Origin of the sequence: Type-D symbiont of Plautia stali (assembly GCF_001485335.1) — a bacterium.
Classification (GTDB): Bacteria; Pseudomonadota; Gammaproteobacteria; order Enterobacterales; family Enterobacteriaceae; genus Pantoea; species Pantoea vagans_C.
On the sequence record NZ_BBOC01000004.1, the window covers coordinates 43,669 to 59,399 of the forward strand.

Annotated in this window: 15 protein-coding genes and 1 tRNA gene; 6 read left to right on the top strand and 10 right to left on the bottom strand. The window is 53.4% G+C overall.

Going from position 1 to position 15,731, the window contains the following annotated elements:
* Positions 1–68 precede the first annotated feature (68 nt).
* Positions 69–1,721 (top strand): multidrug ABC transporter permease/ATP-binding protein, encoded by a 1,653-nt coding sequence (locus PSSD_RS02230; RefSeq protein WP_039328331.1) that lies wholly within the window; start codon positions 69–71, stop codon positions 1,719–1,721.
* Positions 1,722–1,857: 136 nt separating this feature from the next.
* Here PSSD_RS02230 and PSSD_RS02235 read toward each other — a convergent pair whose 3' ends face one another.
* Positions 1,858–2,601, bottom strand: coding sequence for a 4'-phosphopantetheinyl transferase family protein (locus PSSD_RS02235; protein WP_058969186.1), 744 nt, complete (start codon positions 2,599–2,601; stop codon positions 1,858–1,860).
* Between the two features lie 77 nt (positions 2,602–2,678).
* A complete protein-coding gene (locus PSSD_RS02240; RefSeq protein WP_039328329.1) occupies positions 2,679–2,882 on the bottom strand; it encodes a hypothetical protein in 204 nt (67 codons plus the stop codon).
* A gap of 210 nt (positions 2,883–3,092) precedes the next feature.
* On the opposite strand from PSSD_RS02240, the gene PSSD_RS02245 reads away from it, so the two are divergent.
* Positions 3,093–3,644 carry a GNAT family N-acetyltransferase gene (locus PSSD_RS02245; RefSeq protein ID WP_058969188.1) on the top strand — a complete coding sequence of 184 codons (552 nt, stop codon included), beginning with the start codon at positions 3,093–3,095 and terminating at the stop codon, positions 3,642–3,644.
* A gap of 66 nt (positions 3,645–3,710) precedes the next feature.
* On the opposite strand, the gene PSSD_RS02250 is transcribed toward PSSD_RS02245, so the two are convergent.
* The 3 genes from PSSD_RS02250 to PSSD_RS02260 all read right to left on the bottom strand — a co-directional run bounded on the left by PSSD_RS02250 (position 3,711) and on the right by PSSD_RS02260 (position 5,864).
* Positions 3,711–3,787: transfer RNA gene (locus tag PSSD_RS02250), tRNA-Pro, on the bottom strand.
* Positions 3,788–3,859: 72 nt separating this feature from the next.
* The gene (gene yejM, locus PSSD_RS02255) at positions 3,860–5,614 is read right to left on the bottom strand and encodes an LPS biosynthesis-modulating metalloenzyme YejM (RefSeq protein ID WP_058969190.1); all 1,755 of its coding nucleotides are present in this window, start codon (positions 5,612–5,614) and stop codon (positions 3,860–3,862) included.
* Between the two features lie 22 nt (positions 5,615–5,636).
* Positions 5,637–5,864: a YejL family protein gene (locus tag PSSD_RS02260; RefSeq protein ID WP_034824987.1), complete on the bottom strand. Its 228-nt coding sequence runs from the start codon at positions 5,862–5,864 to the stop codon at positions 5,637–5,639.
* 158 nt (positions 5,865–6,022) lie between these two features.
* Between PSSD_RS02260 and yejK the strand changes: the two genes are divergently transcribed.
* Positions 6,023–7,027 (top strand): nucleoid-associated protein YejK, encoded by a 1,005-nt coding sequence (yejK, locus tag PSSD_RS02265; protein WP_058969192.1) that lies wholly within the window; start codon positions 6,023–6,025, stop codon positions 7,025–7,027.
* 57 nt (positions 7,028–7,084) lie between these two features.
* Here the strand turns inward: yejK and rplY are convergent, their stop codons facing one another.
* Both rplY and radD read right to left on the bottom strand, forming a co-directional pair.
* Entirely contained in the window at positions 7,085–7,369 is a 285-nt protein-coding gene (gene rplY, locus PSSD_RS02270; protein ID WP_039333718.1) for a 50S ribosomal protein L25, read from the bottom strand.
* Positions 7,370–7,499: 130 nt separating this feature from the next.
* Entirely contained in the window at positions 7,500–9,254 is a 1,755-nt protein-coding gene (gene radD, locus PSSD_RS02275; RefSeq protein ID WP_058969194.1) for a DNA repair helicase RadD, read from the bottom strand.
* Between the two features lie 165 nt (positions 9,255–9,419).
* Between radD and rsuA the strand changes: the two genes are divergently transcribed.
* The 3 genes from rsuA to PSSD_RS02290 all read left to right on the top strand — a co-directional run bounded on the left by rsuA (position 9,420) and on the right by PSSD_RS02290 (position 12,030).
* Positions 9,420–10,142 carry a 16S rRNA pseudouridine(516) synthase RsuA gene (rsuA, locus tag PSSD_RS02280; protein WP_039333729.1) on the top strand — a complete coding sequence of 241 codons (723 nt, stop codon included), beginning with the start codon at positions 9,420–9,422 and terminating at the stop codon, positions 10,140–10,142.
* A 12-nt stretch (positions 10,143–10,154) separates the two neighbouring features.
* Positions 10,155–11,345, top strand: a complete 1,191-nt coding sequence (locus PSSD_RS02285; protein ID WP_058969196.1) for a Bcr/CflA family multidrug efflux MFS transporter — start codon at positions 10,155–10,157, stop codon at positions 11,343–11,345.
* Between the two features lie 358 nt (positions 11,346–11,703).
* Positions 11,704–12,030, top strand: a complete 327-nt coding sequence (locus tag PSSD_RS02290; RefSeq protein ID WP_058969199.1) for a YejG family protein — start codon at positions 11,704–11,706, stop codon at positions 12,028–12,030.
* Here PSSD_RS02290 and yejF read toward each other — a convergent pair.
* The 3 genes from yejF to PSSD_RS02305 are packed head-to-tail and all read right to left on the bottom strand — an operon-like array spanning position 12,027 to position 15,727.
* On the bottom strand, positions 12,027–13,613 hold the full coding sequence (yejF, locus tag PSSD_RS02295) for a microcin C ABC transporter ATP-binding protein YejF (protein WP_058969201.1): 1,587 nt from the start codon (positions 13,611–13,613) through the stop codon (positions 12,027–12,029). The genes PSSD_RS02290 and yejF overlap by 4 nt on opposite strands.
* A complete protein-coding gene (locus PSSD_RS02300) occupies positions 13,614–14,636 on the bottom strand; it encodes an ABC transporter permease (protein ID WP_058969202.1) in 1,023 nt (340 codons plus the stop codon). It abuts the gene before it with no gap.
* Positions 14,636–15,727, bottom strand: a complete 1,092-nt coding sequence (locus PSSD_RS02305) for a microcin C ABC transporter permease YejB (RefSeq protein WP_058969205.1) — start codon at positions 15,725–15,727, stop codon at positions 14,636–14,638. The genes PSSD_RS02300 and PSSD_RS02305 overlap by 1 nt, the downstream gene beginning before the upstream one ends.
* Positions 15,728–15,731 lie beyond the last annotated feature (4 nt).

Consider the following 15,731-nt stretch of genomic DNA (forward strand, 5'->3'; position numbering starts at 1 on the left):
ATTATTCTTGCTATCAACTGATGCGCCATTAAACTGCAGGCTGCTTTATTGACCTCCGGAATCTGTTAATGGCATTGCTGCATGTGGTTTATCGCCAGTATCGCTGGCCTTTTATTGGTGTCATTCTTCTCACCCTGTTAAGTGCTGCACTGGGCATCGGGCTGATCGCCTATATCAATAACGAGCTGATCGTCGCGGTGAATACCTCCATTGCGGTGTTGCCGAGCTTCCTTGGCCAGCTGTTTTTGCTCATGGCCGTGACGCTGGGCTCGCAGCTGGCGCTGACCTTACTGGGGCATCATTTTGTCTGGCGTCTGCGTGGCGAATTCATCAAGCGTATTCTGGATACCCGTATCGAGCGTATTGAACAGATTGGCAACGCGCATTTGCTGGCCGGCCTCACCAGCGATGTCCGCGCCATCACCATCGCCTTTGTCCGGCTGCCTGAATTGATTCAGGGCATCATTATCACCCTGGGTTCTGCACTCTATATGGCGTGGCTTTCGCCCAAAATGCTGATGATCACCTCGCTGTGGCTGGTGGTGACGCTGGTGGGCGGCTGGTTGCTGGTGTCGCGTGTTTATCAGCACATGGCTAAGCTGCGTGAAATTGAGGATGACCTGTACCGCGATTTCCAGACCATCATCGAAGGGCGTAAAGAACTGCAGCTTAACCGCGAACGTGCGCAGCTGATTTATGACACGGTTTATCAGGAAAATGCTAAGGGTTATCGCCATCATATTGTGCGTGCCGATACCTACCATCTGAGTGCGGTTAACTGGTCAAATATCATGATGCTGGGTGCGATCGGCATTGTGTTCTTTATGGCGAATGGGCTGGGCTGGGCGAACACGGCGGTCGCGGCAACCTACTCATTAACCTTGCTGTTCTTACGCACTCCGTTGCTGGCGGCCGTTGGGGCCTTGCCAACCCTGTTGAGTGCCCAGGTGGCGTACCGCAAAATCAATAGCTTCGACCTTGCACCTTACGATGCTCAGTTCCAGTCGCTGCCGCAAACCCGTGACTGGCAAACCCTGGAGTTGCGTGATGTCTGCTTCCATTATGGCGAGCACGGTTTCCAGGTAGGGCCGATTAATCTGACGCTGCGTCGGGGTGAGCTGGTGTTTCTGATTGGTGGTAACGGCAGCGGAAAATCGACGCTGGCCATGCTACTGACTGGCCTGTATCAGCCGCAGTCCGGTAGCCTGTTGCTGGATGGGAAAGAGGTGGATTGTCATAATCTTGATGCTTATCGTAAACATTTCTCGGCGGTGTTTACGGATGTGCATCTGTTTGATCGTCTTATCAGCCACGGTGGTCAGCCTGCCAATCCGGCGCTGGTGCAGCAGTGGCTTGAACGCCTGAAGATGCAAGACAAACTGAAGTTGCAGGGGAATAAGGTACTCAATCTGCAACTGTCTAAAGGACAGAGTAAACGCCTTGCACTGCTGTTAGCGGCGGCAGAAGAGCGTGACATCTTGCTGCTTGATGAATGGGCCGCGGATCAGGACCCACACTTCCGCCGCATCTTCTACCGTGAATTACTGCCGTGGTTGCAGGCGTCAGGCAAAACCGTGTTTGCTATCAGCCATGATGATCATTACTTCATTCATGCCGATCGTTTACTGGAGATGCGTGAAGGCCAGTTAAGCGAACTGACCGGCAACGAGCGCGAAATGGCAACACTGGATGCGGTTAAACGCACCGACACCGGCCATTAACGCCACGCGGGATAGCTTAGCGAAAAGCCTTATTGGGCAAAGTGTTGTCTGACGGGTAAGGTGAATTCCAACAGAGATTCCTCGTCTCTGTCTCCCTGGAACACTTCTGTCGTCTTGTGTTGTCACCGGCTCGGGTTTATTTCTGAGCCGGTTTTTTATTGTCTGGTAGCGGGTGGCTGACCAGCGTAATGATGCGATCATCACGCAGCCAGAACTGGGCCTGCAAAGGAGTATGCGCGGTAAAGTCTGCGGAGAAGTCTTGCGTCAGGAGCAGCGTTGCCTGCGCTTGCGACATATCCAGATTAACCAGCTCAGCTTGCAGGAACTCCATAGGCTGATGCAATTGCGGCCAGAGCGCTTTGTACAGACTCTCTTTCATTGAAAACAGCAGGGTCGCGGCAACTGCAAAGGGCAGCGGCAGTGTTTCCAGCAACCTGCGCTCTTTGTCACTCATCAGTAAATCCACCGTCTCCAGCGCAGTTTGTTCCGCCATCACCTGTTCCACATCCACGCCAATACACAGCGGTGCCTGCGTCACGGCGATAACTGCCATCTGCTGAGAGTGGGATAACGATGCCTGAACACCCGCAGGCCAGACTGGGGATCGGTCGGGCGCATTGCGCAGCACAAAATCCGGCAGCGCAAAGCGTGCCAGCATCTGCTGTGCCAGCCAGCGGCTTGCCAGATGCTCAGCTTTGCGTTTGGTTACCGCACTCTCAAGGGATACCGGCAGCGGCAATTGCCATTGCTGATGTAGGTCTTTATGCCATGCGAGCTGATCAAACTGACACCAGGCGATCGACACTTTTTCCGCCTGGATGGCAGCCGCGGTGATAAACGGGGGAGAGGGCAATGCAAGTGGGGTTTCAGAAGCAAACATAAAGCATCACAGCCGACGGAAAAACGTAGTTTTACCAGTCAGCTGCGAGGAGAGCAAGTCAAAGGGACTGCCGACTTTTAACGGTTTGGCGGAATCGACATGCCTTTGATCTGCACCACAAAGTGCTGATTGCCTTTCGTGATGCGCGCACCGCGCTCACACCACTGAGAGGCCAGACGGAAGAAATCGTCGCTGCCAATATCGTAAGCCAGTTCAACTTTATTGATACCTGAGTGCAGGAGTTCTTCCGCATCCTGCAGGTTTTTTGCCTTGATGACCATAATCATTGTCCATCGAAAAACAGGAAGGATAAGAGTAATTAAACTGTATGACATTTTTGTTTCAATTAGGTGAAATGCTGTCATATTTGATGAGAAATGTGATCCCGCTTCGTTTTGGTTGCTTTCGTTGAGTGATTGATAAATAGAAAAAAGGGTTTCCTTAAGTGCAATTTCCCGATATCACTGAGAGGGTTAACCAAGGAGGTCATAATGGAAATCCCCCGTCTGGACACCGCGCGTCTTATTCTTCTGCCGCTGCAAAGTGACGATGCCTTACAGGTTCAACAAGTTTTCCCGCGCTGGGAAATCGTGCGTCATCTGGTCAACACCGTGCCCTGGCCTTTTCCTGCTGACGGGGCCAGTCACTACATTGATGATATTGCCTTACCGGCAATGGCTGCGGGGCAGGCCTGGCACTGGAGCCTGCGCCATCGTTCGCAGCCGGATAATCTCATTGGCCTGATTTCATTACGTCTGGGCGCGGAAGATAATCGCGGGTTTTGGCTGGTGCCTGAATGGCAAGGGCAGGGCTTGATGAGTGAAGCTTGCGAATTAGTGACCGCATTTTGGTTTGAACATTTACAGCAGCCACGTTTGCGCGTGCCTAAGGCGATGGATAATCATGCCTCACGCCGCATATCAGAACGCACCGGCATGCGTTTAGTCGATACCTATCGCAAAACCTTTGTTGAGGGCGAGCTGGAGGCAGGGACGTGGGAGTTGACGCGTGAAGAGTGGCTGGCACGACAAACATCAGACTGAGATTGATAGGTTTGGTCAGGCTTAAGGCAATAAAAAGCAGCCATTAAGGCTGCTTTTTTGGGATTTTGGTCGGCACGAGAGGATTTGAACCTCCGACCCCGGACACCCCATGACCGTGCGCTACCAGGCTGCGCTACGTGCCGAACGTGAGGCAGTAGTCTACTGGTTCCACTACCGAATGCAATATGTGCAGGTTTTAACTGCCTCATATTTAATCAGTTTGCCGTGAAACGCTTCTCTTCCGTTAACACCTGCAACAGCAGAGCCAGTTGCGGCTTATGATCTTTCAACGGTTTGCCTTTTGCATCATAGGCGCTGTAACTGCCATTGTTATTCAGCACCAGCGTCACTGTTGGTGTGGTGACCACCAGTCTGCCATCTTCGCTGCTCGCCACCCAATTGTGACTACGCTGGGCAGCGAACAGATCTTCACCCTGTGAATAGTTCGCCGGGTTAGTGCGCACATGCAGCAGACGCTGCATCAGCGTGGTCATCACATCCTGCTGATCGGTCAGACGATCAATGGTCTGCGCAGGCGTATTTGGCCAGTGCACCACCAGAGGTACTTGAAGCGTTGCACGATTGCCAGGATTGTCATCATTGCCATTCAACGTCACCGCTCGCTGTGCCGTCACCACCACCACGGTATTTTTCAGCAAGTCGCGCTGTTGCAATGTTTGCAATACTGCGGCGATCTGCTCATCAACGCCCACAGCCTGACGCAGGTAGCTGCGCTGGCGCACTTTGGCACTGTCACCATTTACCGTCACGCCGTTTAAGGCAATCCATGAGAACCATGGGGAACCATTGCCTTTCTGACCGTTCAGCCAGTTTTGCCACTGGCTAACGGTGCTGCTGTTCGGTTGGGTATCGGCATCCGGCAGGCTGTAATCGGCTAACAGTGCCTGGCGATACAGTGGTTGGCTAAAGCCATCAGAGGAGAACAGCCCAAACTGATAGCCCTGAGAATTCAAAGCACTGAGCAGCGCCGAAGGCATTCGTGCCGCCAGTACGCCATCCATATAGCTGGACGAGATGCCATAGAACAAACCGAACAGACCTTTTTCTGGCTGCAATCCGGCACTGTAATGCTGCGTGAATCGGACATTGTCGCTGGCGAATTGGTTTAGCGAAGGCAGCGATTTATCCAGGTTTTCATTGCTCAAACCATCCACTGTCAGCAACAGCAGGTTATGGCGTGTGCCACCATCGCGGAAGGTAATATCACTGAGCGGGTACTGTACTGACAGCGCTTCAGGATCGCCTTGTTGTACCAGGCGGCGCTGATACTCTTGCGCATCCAGCAAGCCATGACGCTCCAGAAAGCGTCGTGCTGTCATGGGGTAGGAGAGCGGTAAATTGGCACGCTGCATAGTGATCGGGCGATAGAAGTTCGCATCGGCCCAGATATACATCAAGTGGCTGGCAAAAAAGGCCGAAATAAACAGCGCAGCCAACGGCTTACCGAACGAGCGGCGATTAAGACTGCGCAGCTTCTGCCAACTCCAGGTGGCGAACAACATCTCCACCAGGAAAATCAGCGGCACGCTAATGAACATCAGCTGCCAGTCACGCGCCATTTCACTTTGGTCGGGGTTGATAACCAACTCCCACACCACCGGATTAAGGTGCAGGTGGAAGCGGTTAAACACCGCACTGTCGACCATGATCAACGTCAGCCCAGCGGTGGCGATAATCGCTGATAGCACCCTGAGTAAGCGTTGAGACATGACCACAAAGGTCAGCGGAAAAATAACCAGCAGGTAACCGGCGAACACGATAAAGCTAAAGTGGCCAATCCAACTGGTATACGCATAGATGCGACCCGCGAGCGAAGCGGGCCAGTCAGCGACCAACAGATAGCGGCTACCTAAAATCAGCGCAAAGATGATGTTAAAAAGCGCAAACCAGTGCCCCCAGCTAATCATCTGGGAGACTTTTTCGCGGTAGCGCTGCCGGTTGGTTACCATATTATGAAGTCAGATCTGCAATTTAATGGGCGTTGTCATCGCGTACGGAAGACTGCAACGCTTCCGCGAATGATTTCGCCAGGCTACGGCGCTGCGCCGGAGAGACACTGGTGTTGATCAAGTTAGTTACCATGTTCCCTAAAACCATCAGGGAAAGGTCGGTTGGCGCTTTGTCTTTTTCAAGAATCTGCGCCATCTGCGCGAGAAGCTTCTCTACGCGCTCGTCGCTGTAACGGGATGATTGTGGCATATCGTCGACTAATCAAGTGTGAAAAGGCGGTATATTACCGTAACAACGCACTTTTTTCCGCAATTTTATCGCAAGCAGAACGATCAGTTTGTGCGTGCAGTTGAAAGCAGCGGCAGGCGGTGTTTGAATACGCGGCTGAGCCTAAAGGAGAGTCTACCATGAGTCTGGATATCGACCAGATTGCCCTGCATCAGTTAGTTAAACGTGATGAAAACCAGCTGGAGCTGGTCCTGCGCGATACCTTGCTGCCGACGACCCGTGCGGTGGAAGAGATGGCGGAAGAGTTGCACCGGGTTTACAGCGCGAAGAGTAAAGCCTATGGCTTGTTCAACGAAGAGAGTGAGTTAGCCGATGCGCTGCGCAACTGCCGCAAAGGGGAAGATGACTTTCTGGCTTTCAGCCGTGCGGCGACCGGTCGTCTGCGTGACGAACTGGGCAAGTATCCGTTTGCCGAAAGTGGCGTGGTGCTGTTTTTACACTATCGCTATCTGGCGGTGGAGTATCTACTGGTGGCGATGTTGAGCAGCCAGTCGAGCATGCGTGTGAACGAGCAGTTGGATATCAGCAGCACCCATTATCTCGACATCAATCACGCTGACATTGTGGCGCGTATCGATCTCACTGAATGGGAAACCAATCCTGAATCGACGCGCTATCTGACTTTCCTGCGCGGCCGCGTGGGGCGCAAAGTGGCAGACTTCTTCATGGATTTCCTCGGCGCCAGTGTCGGTCTTGATACGAAAGCGCAAAACCGCGGTTTACTGCAGGCGGTGGATGATTACTGTGCGGAGTCGAATCTCGATAAAAACGAACGCCAGAATTATCGTCAGCAGGTTTACAGCTACTGCAACGATCAATTGCAGGCGGGTGAAGAGATCGCGCTGGAGGATCTTTCCAGTGAACTTCCTCCGCTAGGCGAGAAAACCTTCCAGGCGTTTACGCAGGAACAAGGGTACGAGTTAGAGGAACACTTCCCAGCGGATCGCAGCACACTGCGTCAGCTCACCAAATTTGCCGGGAGCGGCGGGGGCATGACCCTGAATTTTGATGCGATGCTGCTGGGTGAGCGCATTTTCTGGGATCCCGCTACCGATACCTTGACCATCAAAGGTACGCCGCCGAATCTGCGCGATCAGTTGCAGCGTCGAACCGGCGGCAACTGAATTTTGACATAAAAAAAACGCCGCAGATGCGGCGTTCTCTTTTCAACTCGTTGGCGATTAAGCGCGAACGAAGTCGATGTGGTGCAGTTTTGGCTTGAACGGGTGACGTTGCACCGCCTGAGCTTTAACTTTGATTTCTTTACCATCAACAACGATGGTCAGCACGTCGGTGTAGAACTCAGGCTTAGCCTGCAGGTTCATCACAACGTCGTGGTCCAGTTCGATAGCAACTGGTGCTTCGTTTCCGCCATAGATGATGGCTGGGAATTTATTTGCTACACGCAGACGGCGGCTCGCACCCTTACCCTGCTCTTTACGTACTTCAGCGTTGAAAGTGGTCATTCTTGTATCTCTTCAATAGTTCCTGCTACAGGCGACCCAGCAACAGGACGGTTATTCAAATGCTTTTACGGATGCAAAAGCGGGCGGGATTATAGCCATATTCAGAGGGCGGGGCAAATGATTCTGCCGCTTAACGCAATTCATTGGCACGGCGATAGCGGCCCTGATAATCAAACATCTTTTCGCGAATTTGCCAAAAATGGCCTTTGGCGCGCGCCACCACAAAATCGGGATGACGCAAAAGAGGTTGTAAAGCGATGACATCGGCAGCGGTTTGCCAGCCCAACTCAACGCCTGGCGCGCGCTGATGTGGGCGCATAAACAATTGCTCAAAGGCTTTACGTTGTGCTGGCGTTTGCAGACGAAATCGTTCGCTAACGCTGGTGCCATCCTCATCGAAATAGGTGGCTTTAAGCCATTCCCCTTTCTCGTCGCGGCCTTGTTCCAGCGCCATGCCACCACAGCGCAATACACGGGCATCTTTCAGTTTTAATGCCGCTTTGAGCATATCGTCGGGATCCACCATGATGCGGTCACACTGATGGCAGCGGCGGGCGGCAATATCATTCTCTGCTCCGCAATCCGGGCAGCTTTTAAAACGAAAACGGTAATCACACTGCTCACGGTTTCCCTCGTCATCCTCCAGCACACCCTGACAGCGGCGACCAAAATGTTCGATGACATGGCCATCCTCGGTGGCTTTTCCCCAGAAAGTATTGGCGAATCCGCAGGAAGGGCAGAATACCTGTACCGGTTGATTGTCGCTGGCACCTTTTGGCGTGCCGACTTCAGGGGTGAAAAGGTCGTGCGGATTGCCGGCATAATCCAGAATCAGGCAATCTGTTTTACCCGGTGACAGGCGCAGGCCGCGCCCAACAATTTGCTGATAGAGGCTGACGGATTCGGTCGGGCGCAAAATGGCGATCAAATCCACGTGCGGTGCATCAAAACCGGTGGTCAGCACCGCGACATTCACCAGAAACTTCAGCTGCTGCGCTTTAAAAGCGTTAATAATGCGATCGCGCTCTTTGACCACCGTTTCTGCCGATACCAGCGCACTGTTTTCTGGCAGCAGCGACAGAATTTCGCGCGCATGTTCCACCGTCGCCGCGAACACCATCACACCACGCCGGTCGTCTGCGAATTCAACAATCTGGCGGATGATATGCGGGGTCACACGGTTTTGTTGCTTCAACTCGCGATTGAGGTCGGCTTCACTGAATAAGCCATTATTTTGCGGGATCAGGCGGCTGAAATCGTACTGCACCACCGGCATATCCAGTCGTTCGGGCGGGACAAGGAAGCCGTGTTTGATCATATAACGCAGCGGCAGTTCATAAATGCAGTCACGGAACAGTGCCTGCTGGTCGCCACGCACCATACCGTGGTAATGAAACTGATAAATCCAGCCTTTTCCGAGGCGGAAAGGGGTGGCAGTGAGACCAAGCAGGCGCAGTTGTGGATTATGCTGGCGCAAATGGGCAAACAACTGCTGGTACTGGCTTTCTTCATTGTCACTAATGCGATGGCACTCATCGACGATCACCAGCGAAAAGGCGCTGTCAAAACGGTCAAGATTACGCGCCACCGATTGCACGCTGCCGAACACCACCTTGCTCTCGCTTTGCTTGCGCTGCAAACCGGCAGCGAAAATATCCGCCTGCAAACCGTAAGCCTGATATTTGCTGTGGTTTTGTTCGACTAACTCTTTGACATGGGCCAACACCAGCACCCGACCGCGCGCCACGCGTGCCAGTTCAGCAATGACCAAACTTTTACCGGCGCCGGTCGGCAACACAATCACCGCTGGTGTAGGGTGACGGCGGAAGTGTTGCAGGGTGGCGTCAACGGCTTCTTGCTGGTACGGGCGCAGGGTGAAAGACATCGGGGCAAACTTTTTCTGGAACGGGGGCGTATTATGCCATGAAAGCATCTGAAACACAGGATCGCTACTGTTAGCAGGCGAAGGATCAAGCTATACTGACCCCACTTTTTTAACGGACAAAACGCCGTTTCAGTTTCCCTCCGCAGTAACAGGCAAAACGAATTCATGCGACTCGAAAAATTCATATCTCAGCAACTGGAAGTCAGCCGTGCTATCGCTGGCCGCGAAATCCGCGCCAAAAAAGTCACCATCAACGGCGAAGTCGTACGTGATGCGGCTTACAAAGTGCAGCCAGACGACGAAATCGAATATGACGGCACTCCGCTGGTGGTGCAGCAAGGTCCCCGTTATTTCATGCTGAACAAGCCGCAGGGTTATGTCTGTTCCACTGACGATCCCGATCATCCTACCGTGCTGTTCTTTATTGAAGAACCGGCGGCGTTCAAGCTGCATGCAGCGGGTCGATTAGATATTGATACCACCGGTTTAGTACTGCTGACCGACGATGGCCAATGGTCGCACCGTATCACGTCTCCGCGCCATCATCTGGAAAAAACCTATCTGGTGGAAGTGGAAGAGCCGATCGATCCTTCGCTAATTGAGAAGTTCGCGGCGGGTATTCAACTGCACAATGAGCGTGAGCTGACTAAACCGGCTGTGCTCGAAATTCTCGATGAAAAAGCGGCACGCTTAACCATCAGCGAAGGGCGTTATCACCAGGTGAAACGCATGTTCGCAGCCATGGGCAATCACGTATCCGCGTTACATCGCGAAAGTATTGGTGACATCGTGCTGGATGAGGAACTCGGTGAAGGCGAATACCGTGAACTCACCGTCGAAGAGATCGACAGCATCGGACTGCCAGAAGAACTGAAAAAACGCAAATAGCGGGAGAAAGCGGTGCGTAAGGAAAAGAATTCACCGATAGGTTTGGTTGTGATTCTGGGATTGCTGGCGATGCTGATGCCACTGTCCATTGATATGTATCTGCCAGCGATGCCGCAAATTGCACGTGAGTTTGCCGTTTCTGCAGGCAGCGTGCAGATGACGCTCAACCTTTACATCCTTGGTTTTGCCATTGGTCAGTTAGTTTATGGTCCACTGGCGGACAGCTACGGACGTAAACCGGTGATTGTGCTGGGCACATTGATCTTTGCCTGCGCAGCCGCCGCCTGCGCGCTGTCACAATCTATCGATCAACTGATCTTTATGCGCTTCCTGCACGGTCTCTCGGCGGCAGCGGCCAGCGTGGTGATTAATGCCCTGATGCGAGATAGCTACTCGAAAGAGGACTTCTCACGCATGATGTCCTTCGTGATGCTGGTGACCACCATTGCACCGCTGCTGGCCCCGATTATTGGCGGCTGGCTGCTGCTGCTGTGGAACTGGCATGCCATTTTCTGGACATTATCGGTCGCTGCTTTGATCACCACGGTGCTGGTGGTCACGCAGATCCGTGAAACTCTGAAACCCGAGCAGCGGCAGCGTTTTCATTTACGTACTACCCTGAGCAACTTTGTGGCACTGTTCCGGCATAAGCGCGCGTTCAGTTACATGCTGGCAAGCGGCTTCTCCTTTGCCGGACTGTTTACCTTTCTCAATGCCGGACCCTTTGTTTACATCGAAGTGAATCACGTCTCGCCACAGAACTTCGGCTACTACTTTGGCCTTAATGTGGTGTTCTTGTTTGCGATGACCTTGATTAACAGCCGTGCCGTGCGTCGTTTTGGGCCGCTGGCGATGTTCCGTATTGGTCTGATCATTCAGTTCGCCATGGGTATCTGGCTGTTAATTTCCAGCGCGCTGGATCTGGGCTTCCTGTCACTGGTGCTGGGCGTCGCGATGTTTATCGGTTGTGTCTCGACCGTTTCGTCCAATGCCATGGCGGTAATACTGGATGAGTTCCCGCATATGGCGGGCACGGCCTCTTCGCTGGCCGGCACATTACGCTTCGGCGTAGGTGCTCTGGTGGGTGCACTGCTGTCACTGGTCAGTATTAACAGTGCCTGGCCGATGGTGGCAACCATTGCGCTGTGCGCTACGGTGTCCATCGTGCTGTTCAGTTACGCCTCACGTCCACGCCACGCATAATCTTGTAGCGGCGCAATAAATTGCTCCGCTACTGATTTATGACTGACATCTTCAAACACAACACTCCCCGCAAATTCGCGAATCCCCACATATTCGTTATGCTTAATGTTTCCATAATGTGAAAATTAAGAGATAAAAAAGTAACGACATTGCGTCTAAAATGATTGTTAACTGCCGCCGAACAGGGTACACATAGGCATAAATGCGAGAAGACTCGCAAATAATAACTTTGCTACATGCTTTGTGCTTAAAACGAGAAGGCAAACCTTGACGTCCGTATTCTGAGCTAACCAGGAAAGGATTCACGCGTTACCGCCGTCGTCGTGAATAAGAGTTAACGTCTCTGGGGACCGTACTTATGCTACAACTTTCGGTTATGCATCGCTTACCGCAACACTATCGCTGGTCGTCAGATCATGCGGGTGAAATTGAGTGTCAGGAAGCGGCAAACGGTGTGCACGATGAAGATTTAGTGGTACTCCGCCTGCTCAGCCATGATGGCCATCCCGCGCTGGAGATTCTGCACCAGTTGCAAGAAACACTGGCGCAGATTCAGGTGGAATGCAAAATTGCCAGGTGTGAAGGGCAGCCGTGTCTGCTGATTCAGCGCGGTGATGAAAGCGCCACCAACTGCTGCCTGAAAAATCAGGGCGTTGCGATAGCTGAAACTTTTGAAGGTCATTAACTCAAGGGCTGGCCTTGCGCTGAAGCCAGCAACTGACGGGTATAATCGGTGGCTGGCGCGTTAAACAGTGCCTCGCATTCTCCCTGTTCCACCACCTCTCCCTGACGTAACACGATCAACTGGTGACAGAGTGCACGCACCACCTGCAAATCATGGCTGATAAACAGATAGGCCAGCTGATGCTGCTGCTGTAAACGACGGAGCAGCGTGAGAATTTGCTTCTGCACTGAGCGATCCAGTGACGACGTCGGTTCATCCAGTACGATCAACTGTGGCTCTAAAATTAACGCGCGCGCAATCGCGATACGCTGGCGCTGACCGCCGGAAAACTCTGCGGGATAGCGCGAGCGGCTCTCGGCCTCCAGTCCCACTTCCTCCATCACCGCAATCACTTTCGCTTCCTGTTCGGCAGCACTCAGCTCTGGTCGATGGACGGCCAACCCTTCGGCAATCACCTGCTGCACCGTCATACGTGGATTCAGTGAAGAGTTCGGATCCTGAAACACCACCTGAATCTTCGGGCGCAGCGGCATCAGTTGCTTGCGCGTCAGCGTATGCAGAGGCTGATCGTCAAACCAAATCTCGCCGCGGGCGGCGATCAAACGCAGCAGTGCCAGGCCAGTGGTACTTTTGCCGGAGCCTGATTCACCGACCAGGCCGAGGCTTTCACCCCGGCGAAGCGTGAAGCTCAAGTCCTGTAGCGCCGTCTTTTCCGCTACTGCCCGCTTGAACAATCCGCGGCGAATGGGAAAGCCCACATGCAGATTTTTAACCTGCAACAGCGGTTGCGGATTCCTGAGGGGAACCGGTTGACCATCGGGTTCGGCAGCCAAGAGTTCGCGGGTATAAGGATGAGTCGGCAGGCTGAAAAGCGCGTCGCAGCGGTTGTGTTCGACTTCTCGCCCATTGCGCATCACCGTCACACGATGCGCCAACTGGCGCACAATATTCAGATTATGGGTGATAAACAGCATGCCCATATTCAGCTCTCGCTGCAGTTCTCGCAGCAGTTGCAGAATCTGCGCCTGTACCGTGACGTCGAGCGCGGTGGTGGGTTCATCGGCAATCAGCAACTTGGGCTGCATCAGCAGCGCCATGGCGATCATCACGCGCTGACGTTCGCCACCAGAGAGTTGATGGGGGAAATCCTGCAGCCGAGACGCGGCCTGTCGAATCCCCACGCGATCCAGGCAACTGAGAATTTCACCGCGCGCCGCCTCTTTGCGCATTCCCCGATGCTGAGACAGCACCTCATACAGCTGTTTCTCAACGTTATGCAACGGGTTAAGCGAGACCATCGGCTCCTGGAAAATCATCGCCATTTGGTTACCACGCAAGCCGCGCATCTCGCGTTCACTGGCCTGCAGGATGTTCTGTCCATTGAACACAACTTCGCCCTGCGGATAGGTCACGGGTGGCTGAGGTAACAAGCGCATGATCGACAGGGCAGTCACGCTTTTGCCCGATCCTGATTCGCCGACCAATGCCAGGGTTTCACCCGCATCAATGTGCAGTGAGATATCTTCCACCACGCGGCGTTGATTAAACGCCACGGCCAGATGATTAACGGTCAGTAAGCTCATTTAACGTCCCCGACTTGGATCAAAGGCATCGCGTACCGCTTCACCTATAAAGATCAGCAGTGATAGCAGCAGGGCGAGTGCGAAGAAGCCAGAAAGCCCCAGCCAGGGTGCTTGCAGATTATTTTTGCCTTGCAGTAACAGCTCACCCAACGACGGTGATCCCACCGGAAGGCCAAAACCGAGGAAATCCAGGGATGTCAGCGTGGTGATCGAACCACACAAAATAAAGGGCAGGAAAGTCAGCATGGCCACCATCGCATTGGGCAACATATGCCGCAGCATGATGCGTCCATCGCTGACCCCCAGCGCCTGCGCGGCACGAATGTAATCAAAGTTACGCGTGCGTAGAAATTCCGCGCGTACCACGCTGACCAGGCTCATCCAGCCAAAGATCACTGTCACCAGCAACAGCCACCAGAAACCGGGCTGGATGACGCTGGAGAGCAAAATGAGCAGGAATAGAGAGGGCATACCGGACCAGACTTCAATCAGACGCTGCCCCACTAAATCAACGCGGCCGCCGAAGTAACCCTGCACCGCACCGACCACAATGCCAATCACACTGGAAAACAGCGTCAGCAGAATACCGAATAGCAAGGATACGCGTGTACCGTAGAGCAGACGTGCCAGCACATCACCGCCGTTGGCATCGGTGCCGAGCCAGTTCTGTTTCGATGGCGGAGAAGGGAAGGGCACATCGGTGGCGAAATTGATGGTGCTGTCACTAAAGCGAATCGGCGCCCACAGTGCCCAACCCTGGCGGTCAATCCGCTGCTTGAGCCAGGGGTCTTGATAATCTGCGGGCGTCGCAAACTCACCGCCAAAATCACTTTCACTGTAGTTAAACAGCAGTGGCATATACCAGCGCTGCTGATAGTGCACGATCAAAGGTTTGTCGTTGGCCAGTAACTCCGCACCCAGCGACAGCACGAAAATCACCAGAAAAATCCACAACGACCAGTAGCCACGGCGGTTGTGACGAAAGCTCTGCCAGCGCTGTTGGTTAATAAGCGATATGGCCATCAGCGTCCCTCAAAATCGATGCGCGGATCGACCAGCGTGTAAGTCAGATCGCTGAGAATATTCATCAGCAACCCAATCAGCGTAAAGATATACAAGGTGCCAAACATCACCGGATAGTCGCGCTGAATGGTGGCGTCGTAGCCCAGCAGACCTAATCCATTCAGCGAGAACATCACCTCAATCAGCACGGAACTGGTGAAAAACATGCTGATAAAGGTGGCGGGAAAACCAGCAATCACTAACAGCATGGCGTTGCGGAAGACGTGTCCATACAAAATGCGTTTCTCATCCACTCCTTTCGCTCGTGCTGTCACAACATATTGCTTGCGGATCTCATCGAGGAAGGAGTTTTTGGTCAACATGGTCAGCGTGGCAAAGCCACCAATCACCGTTGCCAATACTGGCAGCGTGATGTGCCACAGATAATCACCGACTTTACCGTACCAGGGCAGGGTATCGAATTGGGGTGACGTCAGGCCACGCAGCGGGAACCAGTCTAAATAGCTGCCACCGGCAAACAGCACAATCAGCATGATGCCAAACAGGAAGGCGGGAATGGAGTAGCCAATGATAATGAAGGTGCTGCTCCAGATGTCGAAAGCGCTGCCGTTGCGCACCGCTTTTTTGATGCCAAGCGGGATAGACACCAGATAGATGATCAGTGTGCTCCACAGACCGAGGCTGATGGAAACCGGCAAACTCTCTTTGATCAGTTGCAGCACCGAAGCACTGCGGAACAGGCTGTCGCCGAAATCAAAACGCAGGTAATTCCACAGCATCTCGCCGTAGCGCTGCAGCAGGGGTTTATCAAAGCCGTAGCGATGTTTGATTTCCGCGATCACTTCAGGATCGAGCCCGCGCGCGCCGCGATATTGGCTGTCGCCGGGGTTATCTCGCACTAATGCACCACGCCCGCCGCTGTCGGCACCGCCGGAGGCGGAAAACCCAGTTCTGTGACCAAACTGCGCGTTGGCCAGCGCCTGGTCAACTGGACCGCCTGGCGCAATCTGCACGATAAAAAAGTTCAGGGTGATGATCGCCCATAGCGTGGGGATTATCAGCAGTAACCTGCGTAGGAAATAGGAACCCAAACCG